Annotated in this window: 15 protein-coding genes; 11 read left to right on the top strand and 4 right to left on the bottom strand. The window is 56.6% G+C overall.

Going from position 1 to position 16176, the window contains the following annotated elements; genetic code table 11:
- Positions 1 to 5: 5 nt before the first annotated feature.
- From B208_RS0121310 to B208_RS0121290, 5 genes are all read left to right on the top strand, one after another.
- Complete coding sequence (locus B208_RS0121310; protein ID WP_007981484.1) at positions 6 to 458, top strand: universal stress protein; 453 nt, start codon at positions 6 to 8, stop codon at positions 456 to 458.
- Between the two features lie 130 nt (positions 459 to 588).
- On the top strand, positions 589 to 834 hold the full coding sequence (locus B208_RS0121305) for an antitoxin VapB family protein (RefSeq protein ID WP_007981487.1): 246 nt from the start codon (positions 589 to 591) through the stop codon (positions 832 to 834).
- Positions 831 to 1229 carry a PIN domain-containing protein gene (locus tag B208_RS0121300; RefSeq protein WP_007981489.1) on the top strand — a complete coding sequence of 133 codons (399 nt, stop codon included), beginning with the start codon at positions 831 to 833 and terminating at the stop codon, positions 1227 to 1229. The genes B208_RS0121305 and B208_RS0121300 overlap by 4 nt, the downstream gene beginning before the upstream one ends.
- A gap of 315 nt (positions 1230 to 1544) precedes the next feature.
- Positions 1545 to 2750: an inorganic phosphate transporter gene (locus B208_RS0121295; protein WP_026178007.1), complete on the top strand. Its 1206-nt coding sequence runs from the start codon at positions 1545 to 1547 to the stop codon at positions 2748 to 2750.
- 693 nt (positions 2751 to 3443) lie between these two features.
- Positions 3444 to 4265 (top strand): IS5 family transposase, encoded by an 822-nt coding sequence (locus B208_RS0121290; protein WP_007981494.1) that lies wholly within the window; start codon positions 3444 to 3446, stop codon positions 4263 to 4265.
- 74 nt (positions 4266 to 4339) lie between these two features.
- Here the strand turns inward: B208_RS0121290 and B208_RS0121285 are convergent, their stop codons facing one another.
- Positions 4340 to 4885, bottom strand: a complete 546-nt coding sequence (locus B208_RS0121285; RefSeq protein ID WP_018129140.1) for an HD domain-containing protein — start codon at positions 4883 to 4885, stop codon at positions 4340 to 4342.
- A gap of 1926 nt (positions 4886 to 6811) precedes the next feature.
- Here B208_RS0121285 and B208_RS0121280 point away from each other — a divergent pair.
- Both B208_RS0121280 and B208_RS0121275 read left to right on the top strand, forming a co-directional pair.
- Positions 6812 to 7192: a MarR family transcriptional regulator gene (locus B208_RS0121280; protein ID WP_007981497.1), complete on the top strand. Its 381-nt coding sequence runs from the start codon at positions 6812 to 6814 to the stop codon at positions 7190 to 7192.
- The gene (locus B208_RS0121275; protein ID WP_007981498.1) at positions 7192 to 7512 is read left to right on the top strand and encodes a hypothetical protein; all 321 of its coding nucleotides are present in this window, start codon (positions 7192 to 7194) and stop codon (positions 7510 to 7512) included. Before B208_RS0121280 ends, B208_RS0121275 begins: the two co-directional genes overlap by 1 nt.
- A 23-nt stretch (positions 7513 to 7535) precedes the next feature.
- Here the strand turns inward: B208_RS0121275 and B208_RS0121270 are convergent, their stop codons facing one another.
- The 3 genes from B208_RS0121270 to B208_RS24840 all read right to left on the bottom strand — a co-directional run bounded on the left by B208_RS0121270 (position 7536) and on the right by B208_RS24840 (position 9117).
- Positions 7536 to 8069 (bottom strand): DUF7437 domain-containing protein, encoded by a 534-nt coding sequence (locus B208_RS0121270; protein ID WP_007981499.1) that lies wholly within the window; start codon positions 8067 to 8069, stop codon positions 7536 to 7538.
- A 211-nt stretch (positions 8070 to 8280) separates the two neighbouring features.
- Positions 8281 to 8784 carry a SprT-like domain-containing protein gene (locus tag B208_RS0121265; RefSeq protein ID WP_232423909.1) on the bottom strand — a complete coding sequence of 168 codons (504 nt, stop codon included), beginning with the start codon at positions 8782 to 8784 and terminating at the stop codon, positions 8281 to 8283.
- Positions 8785 to 8874: 90 nt separating this feature from the next.
- Positions 8875 to 9117, bottom strand: coding sequence for an SWIM zinc finger family protein (locus B208_RS24840; protein ID WP_081460925.1), 243 nt, complete (start codon positions 9115 to 9117; stop codon positions 8875 to 8877).
- Positions 9118 to 9392: 275 nt separating this feature from the next.
- Between B208_RS24840 and B208_RS0121250 the strand changes: the two genes are divergently transcribed.
- The 4 genes from B208_RS0121250 (at position 9393) to acs (B208_RS0121235) (ending at position 16146) form a co-directional block, all read left to right on the top strand.
- Entirely contained in the window at positions 9393 to 10046 is a 654-nt protein-coding gene (locus B208_RS0121250; protein WP_007981503.1) for a ribonuclease HI family protein, read from the top strand.
- A 38-nt stretch (positions 10047 to 10084) separates the two neighbouring features.
- Positions 10085 to 12004 carry an acetate--CoA ligase gene (gene acs / locus B208_RS0121245; protein ID WP_007981504.1) on the top strand — a complete coding sequence of 640 codons (1920 nt, stop codon included), beginning with the start codon at positions 10085 to 10087 and terminating at the stop codon, positions 12002 to 12004.
- Positions 12005 to 12148: 144 nt separating this feature from the next.
- Positions 12149 to 13981, top strand: a complete 1833-nt coding sequence (locus B208_RS0121240; protein WP_007981506.1) for a bacterio-opsin activator domain-containing protein — start codon at positions 12149 to 12151, stop codon at positions 13979 to 13981.
- Between the two features lie 167 nt (positions 13982 to 14148).
- Positions 14149 to 16146: an acetate--CoA ligase gene (gene acs / locus B208_RS0121235; protein ID WP_007981508.1), complete on the top strand. Its 1998-nt coding sequence runs from the start codon at positions 14149 to 14151 to the stop codon at positions 16144 to 16146.
- Positions 16147 to 16176 lie beyond the last annotated feature (30 nt).

Below are 16176 nucleotides of genomic sequence, written 5' to 3'. Positions count from 1 at the left end.
TACACATGTCGATACTCACAGCTGTCGGAGAGGTACTGCACTCGAACAAGCCGCTCACGGTCGGGTACGACCTCGCGACGACCTACGACGAGCAGTTAGTCGTCCTGCACGTGGTCCCGAAAGAGAACTTCAACAAACACAAAGAAGCGGTCAAAGGCACGCCAGCGTACGATAACGTTGCCATCAGTAAGGAGGAGCAAAGTGGGGCTGAAGTCGCCCGTCAGGCCATCCACGAATTACTCGACGACTACGACATGGATCGAATCGAAACTCGAGGTCGTGTCGGCGACCCTGCCGACAAGATACTGGCCGAAGCCGAGTACAGCGACCCCAAATATCTGGTGATTGGTGGACGGCAACGGTCTCCAGTTGGGAAAGCAGTCTTCGGGAGCACGGCCCAGAGGCTGTTGTTGAATGCGTCTTGTCCTGTTGTGTCTGCGATCGACGACGGCGAATAGAGGCGCAAAGAGCTGGCTGTTAAGGTAGTGGTCTGACACCTCTTGCCCCTATCGAACGACAACGAATGTGCCTGAATCGGATCCCACAAACACAAAGACGAAGTAGCGTCAACACGAATGTCAACGTCCGATGGGAACGGCAAACGAGCAGATTCGCGTTAGCGATACTGTGAAGCGGGAATTAGAACGCCGGAAGCGGGAAGGTGAGAGCTACAATGACGTTCTTGAGCGTATGCTCGGCGACAATAGCGGCGATTTCGCTGATGGATTTGGTCGCTGGTCGGACGAAGAAGCTGAACGCGTCCGTGAGGGTCGCAAAGAGGCTAAAGAGGAGCGAAAGGCACGGATGCAACAACTCGGTAGAGGCGACGCGTGAAGGTTCTCGACACATCGTTTCTAATCGACTACCTCGCAGGTGTTGAGTCCACTAAGACGTTCTACAAGGAAGCAGGTGGTGCCGAAGAGCAGTGGATCATCCCTCTCGTTACGTATACCGAGGTGCTTGTCGGAGCGGGCAACCTTCCAAATGGTGACGTCGACGGAGTGCGTGCTGATCTCTCCTGGGGAGAAGTATATACTACCGACAAGCGGACAGCGATTGCCGCCGGGGAAATTGCAGACGAGATCGCTCCCGATGGTCCGTATCTCGACGGACCTGATGCTCTTATTGCTGCGGTTGGTCGTGAACTCGATGCACCAATTGTTTCTGGAGATGGTGACCTGACTCATGAAGAGACACAGAAAGTGATTGACGTCGAAGAGTACCGATAAGTCTCTTGGGAAGTCGTTAGTCGCCACATTTACACCCTCCGTGAGCGTTCGCTGGACCCACCCTGCGACTCGGATTCTAACACCGTCTCAACTATCTGCACGAACTGCTCGTCAAAAGTCATTAGTTGTGTTCTCGAAGGCAGCCATGTGTTTGCAGTCGGCGTTACAGCGGACGATAGTACATGAACTTCTGATCGAATATCACGGGGCGATTTCTCAAAAAATATTTGAATGATGGTTCAGGGCGCTCATTCAAGCAGCGGAGCTATTGTTATTGACGATGAATATGGCACGAGGTTACATTACAAAGAGCAGATGGCTATCCTGACATCATTCATTGTTGTGGCTGGTGCGATCGCCACGAGTCTAGCGATGGCGTGGGCACTAGGCGCGAGTAGTAATTCTCCCCCTTTTGCACCAGCGGTTGGTGCAAATGCCCTATCGACGATGCGCGCCGCATTTCTTCTGGGAATACTTGCTGCTTTAGGAGCGATCACACAAGGTGGCAATATTTCGAAAACGGTGGGAGAAGGGCTGATAGCGGGCGTTCAATTAACACCACTCGCAGCGATTGCAGGTCTACTGACAGCAGCAGGCTTTATTGCACTTGGAGTTCGGACAGGATATCCGATTCCAGCTGCGTTTGCAACCACGGCGTCTATCGTTGGCGCGGGACTGGCACTTGGTGGAGAGCCTGCATATGGGACCTATCGTGAGATTGTAACATTCTGGGCAGCAGTGCCGGTGATGTCGATCACAATCGCCTATACAACGGGCTACTTGCTCCGTCGCACCAGTCTCTCCGAACAAATTACGCTCCCGATCCTCGGTGGAATCGTTGGTATTATCGTTGCGAATATGCCCTCGGCACTGATTCCTGCTCCTGGTACTGCACAGGGAACCATCGCGAGTTACGTCTCTAACTCACTAGAAATGAGCGTCCCGACGATAATCGGGGCGTATGATCTCGTGATGGTGTCTACGAGTTTGATTCTGGGACTATTCGCAGTCGGGTTACTTCGACGAATACTCAATCGTTCGATCGACCATGGAGTTCGGCTCTTTTTGATTGGTCTCGGAAGTTTAGTCGCTTTTTCGAGCGGTGGCAGTCAAGTCGGCTTAGCGACCGGTCCATTGGAACCTCTGTTTGAATCACAGCTGCGTCTTCCAGGGACGATTTTGCTATCGATCGGAGCAATTGGGATTCTGTTAGGAGCATGGATGGGGTCGCCACGTATTCTCCAAGCAGTTGCCCGTGATTATTCGTCGCTTGGCGTTCTACGATCAATTGCAGCGCTGATTCCGGCGTTTATCATCGCTCAAACCGCGATAATTCTCGGCTACCCGATCTCATTCAACAATATTATCCTCTGGAGTATCATTGGAAGTGGCCTAACTGAAGGGACAGAAAGTATCTCCGTCCGAAAAACAAGTTATACAGTCGCAATTTGGCTGCTCACGCTCTTTGGTGCAGGAGTCACGGGATTTATATTGTATCGGATATTTGCCGTAATTCTGTAAACAGAATTAAAAATAAAAGGAGGACTGCCTACCGAGAAAGCTGGCGAGTACACTATTTCCGTGCCGTCGTTAGCCAGGTTCTAATTGAACACCGGGATTCGAAGTCCCGATCAGAACGAGTCAGTATGAGTGTTGGTCCGAAGCTGCCATCTTCGAGTGCTGCAGATTCCCGATTAAAGGGTCATCTCCCCTTTTCAGGGAATGAGTGATCCTTGCGAGAGCACGCACAACAACCATGCTTGTAGATTAGGTATGATTAATCATGCTGTATCACCAGCGGAGACGGCGACGTGGTCCGCTAGCACATCAGCGACACAACACAAAACGTCTGCAGAAGCAACTCAATGAGCAACGTCGCCGCCTCGCCGCGTTGGAACGAGTGATATACAAATCTCGGTCAGAATCAGCTACCGACGGGACCATCGAAGGAAAGTGTGCACAGTGTGCCGATGGGATCCTCTTCCATGATGGAGACAGGATTTACTGCCGAAACTGTGGATATGTAGCATTCCTGTGACCAGAGAAATCATATCCACTGCTTCCACCAACAGATACCGCTTTAGTTGTAGATACACCGGGTATGTATGTGCTTCGAAGTTAGTGGTGAAACTATTATAGTCTAAACTCTAATAGTCTCATTCGGCTCTGTTGAAATCCTCAGGGAGTTACAGGTTCATCCAGTAGTTTGACTAAATGCAGGCCCTCCCGAAGTCGCGGTTGCTCCGGTTCGTTGAGCAAGCGTATAACTTGGCTCGACGAGCTGTCGCTTGCTACTCCTCAAAGTTCTCGAAACGACGGTACACACTCCACCAGCACATCGTTCTGCTCTGTCTCAAGGTGCGGAAGAATACAACGTACCGAACCCTGCTTGACGAGCTGATCGAGATGCCTCGCATTCGGAGCGCCATCGATCTTGAGGAACTCCCGTCACCTTCGACGTTGTGTAAGGCGTTCGATCGACTCGATATGGCTGTCTGGCGTGTCCTTCTTAACCTCTCGATCACGCTCCTCCCGACTAACGGTGTCGTCGGGATCGACGCCTCCGGATTCGACCGTAGTCACGCCTCGAAGCACTACACGAAGCGAACAAAGTTGACGATTCAGCAGTTGAAAGTCACACTACTCGTGGACACGAGAGCGAATGCGATTCTTGATCTGCACGTAACGACGACCAGAAAACACGACTCGAAGATCGCACCGTCGCTCATCAAGCGAAATATCGGAGAGGTAGCGATTCTCCTTGGCGACAAAGGATACGACGACCGGAAGATTCGCTTGTTAGCCCGTGAAGATGGTGTTCGTCCTCTCATCAAGTACCGCGAATTTTTGTCGCTCCACAAGGCATGGAATGCTCGACTGGACACCGACCTCTACGGCCAACGCAGTCAGAACGAGACGGTAAACTCCCGTCTCAAACGCAAATATGGTGCATTCGTCCGCTCACGACATTGGTGGAAGCAGTTCCGTGAACTCGTCGTCGGCTGCCTCACTCACAATATCGACAAGACACTCTAAACGTTAGATGTAGAACAACAACGTGCCACTTCTGACTCGATAGCAGCCGGAACACGGTGCAAACAAATCATAAATCAACTGTCGGGTTTTATTTCCAATCGCTCCTTCACGATGGGGAACTTGTTCTTGAGTTCCTGATAGACGTCTTCGTCTCCAATATACGGTTCAGAATGCCCGATGAAGTAGTCCATTTTCTCGATCAGGTTCTTTCGTAGTTCCTCTGACCCCCCCAAATGGTAGTAATCACTGTTATCGAGGATATCCACAGCTTTCACGACGACAGCAGGTCGTCCAAGTTCGAAGCATCTTTCATAGATATCGTAGTGTTGTTCAAGATAGTCGTCTATACTCTCGTCGAAACTAGTGGCTGCCACAATATTTCCAACGTCGTCTCCGAACTCCGAGCGAATCTCAGCAGCAGTCACATCCGTATCCTCTATTAGATCGTGGAGAAATCCGGAGATGACGATGGGCTTCTCGTATCCTCTGTCGTAAAGATTCATCCCGACTCGTGTACTATGGAGTATCACCGGTTTTGGATTATTCCCTGACATTTCGAACGAATGGACTAAATACTGGATCGCTCGTTCGATTTCTTCATCTTCCTCAGGGCCTCTCATCCTTACGAGTAGAGTGCAGATACGCTAAAATATTCTTTTTGACTCAGCCTGCACGAAAAGAGTATGTTGACCGACTCGACGAACTTGAGGCCACTCTTCATCCGTGTGAGGTAAGCACGTCTCCGTAGCAGCTGTTTCAGCAGGAAAGATATCTGACTAATAGGGTTTCAACAGAGCCCATTTTCCATACTGTGTTTCTATAGGCTGTATTCACTCCAAGGCCTTAATTTCTACGCCTGTAATAAGGCCTTTTCAGAACACCCCGACACATATAGCTGAAACACACCCCAAACAACAGCAGACAAACCAACCACCGAGAGAAACAACGTATAAGAAAAAAGAGAGAAAACCGACGGCAACATCCCTGCAGAAACACACTGGAAAAGCAACCGAAGTGCGACCAACGAAACCCACGACTGAAGAGAGACTGATAACGAACTGAGTAACGACAAATGGGCACCCCAGATGAGCGTAGTGAGGAGGGCACCCCCACTATGCGAGACAGATAGAGTGGGCACCCAGAATGAATCTAAATTTTCTGAGACAATGAGGCCGAAAGACAGGGCCGACAGTCACGAAATACACGAAGATGCTGATAGTCAAACTTCTGAGAAGTGGATGGAAATCCGCGCCCGAATGAGGCATGGCGAACAGATGAAAAGTGGTGTGTGGACAGTCCCCCCAAAAACAATATTTCTGCAGATTGGTGTGTAGGGACTGGACGACAGTCCACCACGACGAGACAACGAGAGAGGCCAGTGCGAGCACAGAGGGACAGTCCCATGATGTAGAAACAGCAGCCATAGAATAGAGAATACCGTGAGATGGGACAGTCCGACAATGCGGATAGAAGACAGAAATAGAGACAGATCTAGCTTCCCGAAGGGCATACCGACAACACGAGGTAGAGAGGTGATTAGACTGAGATCAGTGGACAGTCAATGAGAACGAGACAGCCACGGACAGTGGAGAGGGAGCGAGAAAGGTGGCTGAAAACAAGGGATGAGCAGTGCGATGAGGAGCTAGCCGGAGTACCGACAGCCACCAGGATGAGATGACCTCGAGAAACGATCCACCCCAAACACCGAGTGAGGAAGTGCGAGACACAGAGGCTGTGAGACAGTACAGGACAGTCACCAAGCGCGACGAGTTCTGACAGTCCCTCTACCGGGACAGGACGACAAAATCCGATGAGCGACGAGAGTGGGGTGCCAGTGGATGCATTGGTTGGGGTGCCCACTGACTTCACGCAGATCTGGATGCCAACACGGGTGCTATGGTGGGGGTGCCACTAGGAGAGACACCGAGGTTTCAATGAACGTACCAGTGACCGGTATTGATCCACGCTACGAGACTGTCCACGAGAGATGAGCGCAACAAACCCAGAGGGGGGACAGATGGACTCTTGACTGTCCATTCCCGACCAGCAAAATAGACATTGGTAGTGTTACAACCCGTGGGACTGTCATCCCGGCACCAGCGGGTGATGGTCATATCTGGTGACGACCGGAGGACTGTCCAGTGTGTTGGGACGAGTTGTGACGTGACTGGTTGCAGCCAACAGACTGTCCTCTGTGAATCAGCCCCTGGACTGTCATTGGTATGGGTCTATGGGACTGTCTATGGGGGGGCGAGAGTGATTGCGGAAGGAGAGAGCGTCCCCCAGTAGTGTATAGCTGAGTTACTCCGGAAATCCGGTGTGAGAGTAGTGGACTGTCAGGGTGGCTGGTGCTGGTTGGCTGTGCTGTTGAATTTCACTTGAAAGACGGGGTGTTTCACGTCAGGGGGGCACCCTGTTTCTGCCTGGCTGACTGTCCACAGGGCGAGAGTGTGTAGGATAGGAGAGAATAATCACCGGTAGCAGAATATGCAGGCGGTCTCGTCTGCGACACTACTCTTATTACTATCTATTACATACTGTTACGTATGCCCGTTGACTTCGAGAGCTATCACCCAACAGAGCTACCGAATGAAAACACGAATGGACGGTACATCCTTGAGTTTCTTGCCGACGATCCAGAGTTAGGATACCGTGCTGGTGAATTAGCCGAGGAACTTGATCTCCCCCGTGGGAGTGTTGGAACGACACTGAGTCGACTCGAGACGCGGGGACTCGTCCGGCATAAGGGAGAATATTGGGCAATCAACCCTGAAGCGTACGATGCTCACACGGCGAGTCTCATCGGATTAGAGACGGTTGCGATGCAGTTCGAGGGCGACTACTACGACGAGAATCCAGACTGGGACGATGATCTTCCGGGTCTTGACGACCAGGAACAAGAGAGCACTTCGGCGGAGGAGGAGTAATGTATGGACGTGGTGCCGTAGTCGTCGCTTCTGACCCGTTTGGAAATACACCTCGACGGCCGTATCTGATTATTAGCGGTCAGGATCATGCGTTTGCAGGCCAACAGTACATAGCGCTTGGTATCACCACGAAAGAGTATCCCGAAGGTATCTCACTGGCGAACAAATTCGAGGCGGGCACACTGAATCGAGAGTCGTTTGTCTCTCCGTGGGCTGTCGTTTCGCTCATGGACATTGATATTGACCGTGCAGTTGCTCGACTGTCCGAGGAGTTTGTGGACACCGCGGTCGAAACGATGACGCAGTACGTCTTCGAGTAATATTCACGGCCCTTTGTTGAATGTCACTCGTCGTCGGAGTGTGCACGGACAACTGGTTCGAGGGCCTGCAAGATGATCTCGGCTTCGAGTGGCAAAAGATCTTGTTCGCGAGCCAAGATTCGGTGATTGACGGTGCCCTCCACGAACTCACGAGCGTACTCCAGAGCCGTTGCGAGGCCATCGATACCATGCCGGTCAATGTAGACGTCGATATCCTCGTTTTCTGTGCGGCGTGATGCAGCGTCCACGAGTTCGTCCGTGATGGTTCGCGTTTCGCCATTTGTCGTGAGCGTGAGCGAGAGCGGTTCGGCTTCGAATTCGTAGGGGCGGTTGTCTTCTTGTTTCGTCAGTAGCCCCGCAGCCTCGAGCGTTCGAACGTAGTCGTAGGCGGTTCCCTGTGGAACGTCAAGTTCGGTGACGAAGTCCGCGACAGTAGCGCCGTCGGAACGGAGCGCGTAGGTGTAGATTCGTGCTAGTGTTGGGTTCTCCAGTAGTTCGACGACTGTTTGGAGTTGCGCAATTGGTATCGAATCGGTGGAGGCAGCAGACTGTGCCATCGTAGTTATGAATTATGCATAATTCGTAATAGCTCTTCTGTTTGGGGTGCATTACAGTGAGAAATTGGGCTATAGAGGGTTAGTATACAATACTAACCAGCACCGGCTTTTCTGTGAACTAGGAGCGACAGCAAGAACTCAGGCAGAAAGCAGTGAGGCGCGAGAATCTTCCTCGTATCTATTGCTTATCGCGAGAACTACTTAAACGAGGTTAGTGGCAGTTTGCCTCCTCGACGCGAATTGCACCGCCGCACTGACTACAGCTGTACTTTTCCGGGTTGTGGACGGTCTTCGAGCGTCGATATCGGGCAATCCGACCGCCGCAGTCCTCGCACACCAACCACCATTTTGGCGTGGTGAAGCGTTCGCAGTGCTGCGAAGTATCGAGATAGTCCGTCCAGCGGGTGAACGTCGAGCCGTGGTCCGCGTCACCGAACTCGTGGTACTGCCAGGCGTGAATGAGTTCGTGGCGCACCGTCGAACTGAATTGTTCCCACCCGTGTTGTTCGTAGGCCGTCCAGGTCAGCGCGATCGTGATTTCCTCCGTTGCAGGGTCGTACTTCGTAACACCCGCCTGTCGTTGGGCTCGATGTGAAATTTCCCAGTCGATCGTTTCGACCGGCAGCTCTGGGAAATGCTCGGCGGCAACGTTCGTTGCGTGCTGTCGGGCTCGGTCGAGGAGGGCCGTTGGTGTCTCAGGAGTATCGTCGGTCACAGCTTTCGCGCTTTCCGTGAGCGTTCGCTGGGCGGTGATATCTGTGAATGTCAATTGGCGTGCCATGGATAAAAACAGCTGAAACGGTGGTTAGTTCGGCAGTTCCGTCCGTCCCGTTCGCACGCATGGCCAGCACGGGAACCCGTTGAGGCCCTCACAGTCGCAGTTGTCTGGTTCGGTCTCGTCGTCGTCCTCAGACGGGAATGCGTCGAGCGTCCCGTCGTCGATTGCGTTTTCGACGGCAGCCATGTGCTTGCAGAAGGCGTTCCGGTGGATGTGATGCGGGCACGTGCAGGCCATCAGTTCCTCAGTCACGTCGTCGATGGTAACCACGTACTGGTGGGCTTCGGGCTTATCGTGGCTCTCGTTGGTGACAGTGAGGAGTCCGGGGGCATCGACGTCGAAGGAAAACTGTTCGGTCTGTGCGCGTTTCTGTGCCGTCTCGTCAGCTTCAAGGGCTGCGATTGTTTACGGAAGACCGGTGCCACCTGAAGAGATTATCCCGCTTGACCACCGAAGACCGATATGCAGTGGTGCGATCAGTCAACGAGATCATCAGTGAGCGATAATATGAGGCCCCGGAACCGCAGCCCGAAGGGGAAAGTACCGTGACCGACGACTGCCTCCCGGCCGAATACCTCTCGCCACTCGCCGAGCTCGTCGACGAGGTACTTGCGGGCGTCGGCTACGAGGTGGCGGCTGCCACCGACGCTATCAACGACGCTGTCCCCGGCTACGGCGGTCTCTTCGACCCCGCGACCACCCCGGCCGAGTTGCGTCGCGCGCTCGAAAGCCTGCTGGACTCAGGTCTCACCCGGCCACCCGTCCCCGAGCCGACGAGCGACACACTCGTCCTCTACGTCGACGGTAGTTCACGCGGCAACCCCGGCCCTGCCGGTGCGGGTGCTGTCATCATGGACGCTGCGGAGGATCAACTCGCCCGTCTCGGCCGACCCGTCGGCTCCCAGACGGGGAACAACACCGCCGAGTACGTCGCCCTCCAGCTCGGGCTCTCCGAACTGTTGGTTCGCTACGAGCCACGCAGGCTGGAAGTGCGCATCGATTCTATGACGGTCATCCGAGACGTCTGGGGCGGCGATGACCCGACGGAACCGGGCGTCGAGACGTACAGCGAGGCCATCACGGTGGCACTGTCGAACATCCCGGAACACCAGTACACGCATCTAGCCGACAGCGACCCGAACCCCGCCGACGCACTGGCGACAGTGGGAGCCGATATCGCGGCCTTCGGACCTGGGTAGACGAAGATTTTTGTCTGTCTAGATGAACCTCAAAGCGAATGGCGAACGGGAGGCGCAAAGACGAATGGGAGGAGCCGCCAACAGGGTTCGTCGCCGAGGCGAACATCACCGAGCGCGACGCAGACGCGTTCCCCGAGGCTGGCTGGCCAGCGTGCTGGGAGGCCGCCGCCGACCTGTTAGAGTGGGACCGTCCATACGACGACGTGTTGGATGACGACGGGACGACGTGCTGGTTTCCCGGTGGGCGACTCAACGCGGCGTCCAACTGCGTGGACCGCCACGTAGCGGCCGATCGCGGTGACGAGACCGCGATTATCTGGGAAGGCAAACTCGAAGAGACTCGCACCTACACCTACCGGGAACTCTACGCAGAAGTGAACGCGTTCGCGGCCGCCCTGCGTGACCTGGGTGTCGGCGAAGACGACGTCGTCACTATCTATCTACCCATGGTGCCGGAACTCCCGATAGCGATGCTGGCATGTGCGCGCATCGGTGCACCGCACAGTGTTGTGTTCGCGGGGTTCTCCGCGGACGCACTCGCTACACGCATGAGCGGTGCGGACTCGGAATATCTCGTCACCTGCGACGGCTACTATCGCCGTGGCACCGCACTGGACTTGAAGCACATGGCCGACAACGCCTGTCTCTCCGTCGAACAGTCGATCGAGCGAGTCATCGTCAACCGTCTTCACGACGATATCCCGGCTGGCGACCACCACGCCTTCGACGATCTCGTGGCCGACCATGCGGGGACCGAAATCGCCCCTGTCGAGCGCGACGTAGACGACCTCCTCTTTCTTATCTATACGTCCGGCACGACCGGCGAGCCGACGCTGGTGCGGCATACGACCGGCGGGTATCTCGCGCACGTGGCGTGGACGAGTCACGCCGTGTTCGACCTCATGCCGGATGACGTTCTCTGGTGTTCCGCTGACGTGGGGTGGATTACGGGCCACTCCTACACGGTCTACGGCCCGCTCTCGATTGGCGCGACGACCGTCCTGTACGAGGGGACGCCGGACCATCCGGAGAAAGACCGCCTTTGGGAGGTCATCGACCGCAACGATGTCAATGTCTTCTACACGGCACCGACCTCGATACGGGCGTTCATGAAGTGGGGCAGCGAGTACCCCGATAGACACGACCTCTCGTCGCTCCGTCTGCTCGGCAGTGTCGGCGAACCAATCGACGAGACGACGTGGCAGTGGTATCGTGAACACGTTGGCGGTGGCGAGTGTCCGGTTGTGGACACGTGGTGGCAGACCGAGACCGGCGGGGTTGTCCTCTCGACGCTCCCCGGTGTCGATTCGATGCAGCCTGGTGCGGTCGGTCGGAGTCTCCCCGGTGTCGAGGCCGCAGTCGTGGACGGACTCGGTAAGCCGGTCGATTCGGGGTTGCCCGGAGAGCTCGTCCTGACGCGGCCGTGGCCGGGCATGGCGAAATCGCTCTGCGAGCAGACCGACTGGGGCGGTCGCCGAACGCGAACCGCGGATGGCGACTGGCAATACGAGACTGGCGACAAAGCGGTTCGTGACGGGGATGGCTACCTCCATCTGCGCGGGCGGGCCGACGACGTGTTCAACGTCTCCGGTCACCGATTGAGCAGTACGGAAATCGAGTCGGCGATCGTCGGCGTCGAAGGTGTGGCCGAGGCGGCCGTCGTCGGTCGGTCGGACACCGTGAAAGGGATGGCGGTCCACGCATTCGTCAGTCCGGAGTCGAACGTCGCAGGCGACGACGCACTCAGAGACCAAATCGAGAGAGCGGTCGAGTCGGCGATTGGCGCTATCGCGGTCCCGCATACGGTCACGTTCGCGCCGTCGCTTCCGAAGACGCGGTCGGGGAAGGTTGTGCGGCGGTATCTCGAAGCAATCGCGAACGGCGAGGACCTCGGCGATACGAGTGCGCTCCGCAATCCGGAAATCGTCGGCGAACTCGAATCGCTCCTCGAGCAGTAGCACTCCATTTCGGGCTTTCGGATAAACACGAAATAATTCTCTCCGTCGTTTACACACTGTTCGATACGGTTAGCGGATGACCGCACAGAATGCCGCCATGGATTCCTAATATTTATTCATGTGTCTCAGAAAACCCGAAACAGAATGACGCGCGATGGAGGCGACGAGTTTCTGACGACAACCGAGTACGAACGTCTCCGTCGCGCCACCGAAACCTACCGCGAGGACCTCATCGTGGCGCTCGCCGGACGCGTCGGTCTCCGGCCCTCCGAACTGACGCGGATTCGGCCGGCCGACCTCTGCGACCACGACCACGACGGCGACCGATTTTTCTTCCTCACCGTGCCCGAAGGCGACGACGAGACTCGCGAGGCATACGTGCCGCGAGCAATCGCCCACGACCTCCAAAAGTACCGCGCTGCGAACGATATCGACACAGGAGACCCGTTCATCGCCGTCTCACCGCGTCGCGTCCAGATGATCGTCAGCGACGTCGCCGATCGAGTCGATGGTCCCTGCGACGTGACTTGCCGCGACTTACGCAAGCATTTCGCGTGGCGTCACCTCGTTGAGGAGCACGTAGATCCACGCGTCGTACAGTCCGTCGGCGGTTGGAAGCGTCTCGACAGCCTCACACAGTACTATCCCACGCCGACGACGGCGACGATTATCGACGCCTTCACCACTCAACCACCGACTCGGAGCGGTCACAGGCGCGGCCGTCCCGGTCGTCCTGACTCCCGGATTCCGGCACCGGAATCGCGACGCACTGACCGCCTCGCGTGCATGGAAGCACTCGGCCGAGCACTCACAGAAGCGTCTACCGATGAGGACGTACGCGCCGCCGCCTGTGACCAGCTCGCGGACCTGTACCGTGGCGTCTGGCTCTGTGACGAACGAGGCGCTACACGGGCGAGTGTCACGCCGCCGCGAACTACCGACGACCACGCCGAAAACGGCAACAGCAAACGTGACACCGACGGTGCTACCGACAACGATGACGAGAGCGACGTTCCGGGTGCGATTCTCGACGCGACGGACGCACTCGACGGAGCGGAATCAGGTGCCGTTACGGTCGTGGATGCATCGTCGGTCGCTGCGGATATCGGTGGCGTGCTCTCTGGGTGTTCTTTCGCCGTTGCGCCGCTGGAATCGAGTGAGACCGTTCACGGTGTTGTTTGTGTGGCCGGTGACTCGTTTCGGTCGGCAGACCGGACGCTCCTCGCGGACGCCGGTCGGCGCATCGGACTGACATTGACCTCCATCGAGCGCAAGCGATTGCTCTTGACAGATACGGGTGTCGCGCTCTCGTTGCGGAGTACGGACAGTAGCGTCTTTCTCGTCGCCGCGTCTGCCGAACTCGATTGTCAATTCTCGCTCGACGGTGTGGTCCCCATCGAAGAGCACTCGCTGCTGTATTTCGTGACTGCCAGTGGGGCTGCCGTCAGCGAGGTGCTCGATCGTGTGACCGATGCGGAAGCCGTCGAAGATGCACGGCTCATCCGCGACTACGGTGAGGATGCGCTCTTCGAGTTCACCGTCTCTGGCGAATCGCTCGCGACGATTTTGATTGAGCGCGGTGGGAACGTCCGTGAACTTTCAGCGCAGTCCGGCATGCTCGACGTGTCGGGGGTCTTCTCACGACATGCCGACGTTCGGAGCGTGGTCGAAGCAGTTGAGGATGTGTTTCCGGAGACGGACTTGTGTTCGAAGCGCGAGGTCGAGGTACCGACGCAGGGTGGTGTCCGTGTCCAGCAGTCGGTGCAGGACCGCTTGACGGAGCGCCAACGAACAGTGTTGAGGGCTGCGTATCTCGCGGGATACTTCGAGTGGCCGCGCGGGAGTACGGCAGAAGAACTCGCGAGTTCGATGGGTGTCTCCTCGCCAACGCTGCATAACCACCTCCGGAAGGCACAACAGAAACTCCTCGACAGCGTCTTCGAGGAGACCGATCCCGCGTTGGATGAGACTGAGTGACACTAAGTGTCTAGCCTTGCAGGTTCTGTCGGACGAACATACTCCGGCTAGATCTGGTAGTTGTTGGTGGGAACTTTCGGTACAGGGCTCTCAGTGCAAGATTCGAGCGGATTGGTATAGTTAGCTCCATCACTTATGTAATAAGGTGCGGGTTGTGAACTTGGCACATGAGCGACGAAGACGGCGTACAGTTGGAAGCGAGACTTGAAGAACAAGAAGCGTTCGACCCGCCAGAGGAGTTCGTCGAACAGGCGAACGTCTCCGAGAAGTCGATCTACGAGGAGTTCGAAGAGAACTGGCCAGAGTGCTGGGAGCAAGCGGCGGACCTGCTCGACTGGGAGGAGAGCTACGACGAGGTCTTAGATGCGTCGAATCCGCCATTTTATGAGTGGTTCACCGACGGAAAGCTGAACGCCTCGGCGAACTGCTTGGACCGCCACCTCGATGAGCGCGGCGACGAGGCCGCCATCGAGTGGGTCGGCGAACCACTCGAGGAAGGAAACCGCACGTACACCTACGAGGACCTGCATCGGGAGGTCAACGAGTTCGCGGCTGCGCTCCGGGAGATGGGCGTCGGCGAGGACGACGTCGTGACGATGTACATGCCGATGATTCCGGAACTTCCGATAGCGATGCTCGCCTGCGCCAGAATCGGCGCACCCCATAGCGTGGTGTTCGCCGGGTTCTCGGCAGACGCACTGGCGACGCGGATGAACGCAGCTGACTCGGAGTACCTCGTGACCTGCGACGGCTACTACCGTCGCGGCGACCCGCTCGACCACCTCAATAAAGCCAATGACGGCCTCGCGGGCGTCGAGCACTTCGTATCCGATGCTGTGGTCGTAGAGCGCCTCCGCGACGGCGACGGCTTCGGCCACGACCTCGCAGACGATCAACGCACGTACGCCGACCTCGTCGCCGAACAAGCGGGCGAGACGGTCGAACCAGTTGAGCGGGACGCCGAGGACATGCTGTTTCTGATGTATACGTCGGGCACCACCGGGCAGCCGAAGGGTGTCAAGCACACGACCGGTGGGTATCTGTCGTGGGCGGCGTGGACCAGTCAAGCAGTGCTGGATATCGAACCAGAAGACACGTACTTCTGTTCGGCAGACATCGGCTGGATTACGGGTCACTCCTACATCGTCTACGGGCCGCTCGCACTCGGCACCACGACGATGATGTACGAGGGCACGCCAGATTATCCCGAGCGCGACCGCCTCTGGGAAATCGTCGAGGAGTACGAGGCGAACCAGTTGTATACCGCTCCCACAGCGATTCGAGCGTTCATGAAGTGGGGGAGTGAGTATCCCGACCGACACGACCTTTCCTCGCTCCGACTGCTGGGGACGGTCGGTGAGCCGATCAACCCGCGGGCATGGAAGTGGTACTACAAACATATCGGCGACAAATCGTGTCCGATTGTAGATACTTGGTGGCAGACTGAGACGGGGGGCATGATGGTCACGACGCTTCCCGGCATCGGCACGATGAAACCCGGAAGCGCCGGGCCGCCGCTCCCCGGTGTAGATGCACAAATCGTAGACACCGACGGTACGCAGGTCGACGCAGGGCGTGCGGGCTACCTCACGGTGCAAAAGCCGTGGCCGGGGATGCTGCGAACCTTATACAAGAACGACGAGCGTTACATCGACGAATACTGGCGCGAGTACTCCGACACCGATAGCGACGACATGGAAGACTGGGTGTACTTCCCAGAGGACGGCGCGAAGATAGACGACGACGGCTACATCACGGTATTGGGTCGCGTGGACGACGTTATCAACGTCTCCGGGCACCGCCTCGGGACAATGGAAATCGAGTCGGCGATCGTCGGCGTCGAGGGCGTCGCGGAGGCCGCCGTCGTCGGCGGCGACCACGAGGTGAAAGGCGAAGCCGTCTACGCCTACGTCATCACCGAAGAGGGATACGAAGGAGGCGACGGACTCCGGTTGCGCGTCGTTGGCGGCATCGAAGACGCCATCGGGCCGATCGCACGCCCCGAATCGGTTGTGTTCACGCCCGAACTCCCCAAAACTCGTTCTGGGAAGATTATGCGCCGCCTCTTGGAGGACATCGCCAACAACGATGAACTGGGCGACACCTCGACCCTGCGGAATCCCGACGTCGTCGAGGACATCGCGGCGTCAGTATCGGATGACTAAACGATTCGAACGAAAACGACGTTCAGAACA

It is taken from the genome of Haladaptatus paucihalophilus DX253 (assembly GCF_000376445.1).
In the GTDB taxonomy this organism is placed as follows: domain Archaea; phylum Halobacteriota; class Halobacteria; order Halobacteriales; family Haladaptataceae; genus Haladaptatus; species Haladaptatus paucihalophilus.
The sequence above is the reverse complement of the archived record's forward strand: the minus strand, read 5'-3'. Positions and strand labels throughout refer to the sequence as shown.

Excerpts from the sequence above, each read along its gene's own strand:
- B208_RS0121310 (WP_007981484.1), top strand. The coding sequence starts at position 6 with ATGTCGATACTCACAGCTGTCGGAGAGGTACTGCACTCGAACAAGCCG.
- B208_RS0121305 (WP_007981487.1), top strand. The coding sequence starts at position 589 with ATGGGAACGGCAAACGAGCAGATTCGCGTTAGCGATACTGTGAAGCGG.
- B208_RS0121295 (WP_026178007.1), top strand. The coding sequence starts at position 1,545 with ATGGCTATCCTGACATCATTCATTGTTGTGGCTGGTGCGATCGCCACG.
- B208_RS0121290 (WP_007981494.1), top strand. The coding sequence starts at position 3,444 with ATGCAGGCCCTCCCGAAGTCGCGGTTGCTCCGGTTCGTTGAGCAAGCG.
- B208_RS0121285 (WP_018129140.1), bottom strand. The coding sequence starts at position 4,885 with ATGAGAGGCCCTGAGGAAGATGAAGAAATCGAACGAGCGATCCAGTAT.
- B208_RS0121280 (WP_007981497.1), top strand. The coding sequence starts at position 6,812 with ATGCCCGTTGACTTCGAGAGCTATCACCCAACAGAGCTACCGAATGAA.
- B208_RS0121275 (WP_007981498.1), top strand. The coding sequence starts at position 7,192 with ATGTATGGACGTGGTGCCGTAGTCGTCGCTTCTGACCCGTTTGGAAAT.
- B208_RS0121270 (WP_007981499.1), bottom strand. The coding sequence starts at position 8,069 with ATGGCACAGTCTGCTGCCTCCACCGATTCGATACCAATTGCGCAACTC.
- acs (WP_007981504.1), top strand. The coding sequence starts at position 10,085 with ATGGCGAACGGGAGGCGCAAAGACGAATGGGAGGAGCCGCCAACAGGG.
- B208_RS0121240 (WP_007981506.1), top strand. The coding sequence starts at position 12,149 with ATGACGCGCGATGGAGGCGACGAGTTTCTGACGACAACCGAGTACGAA.
- acs (WP_007981508.1), top strand. The coding sequence starts at position 14,149 with ATGAGCGACGAAGACGGCGTACAGTTGGAAGCGAGACTTGAAGAACAA.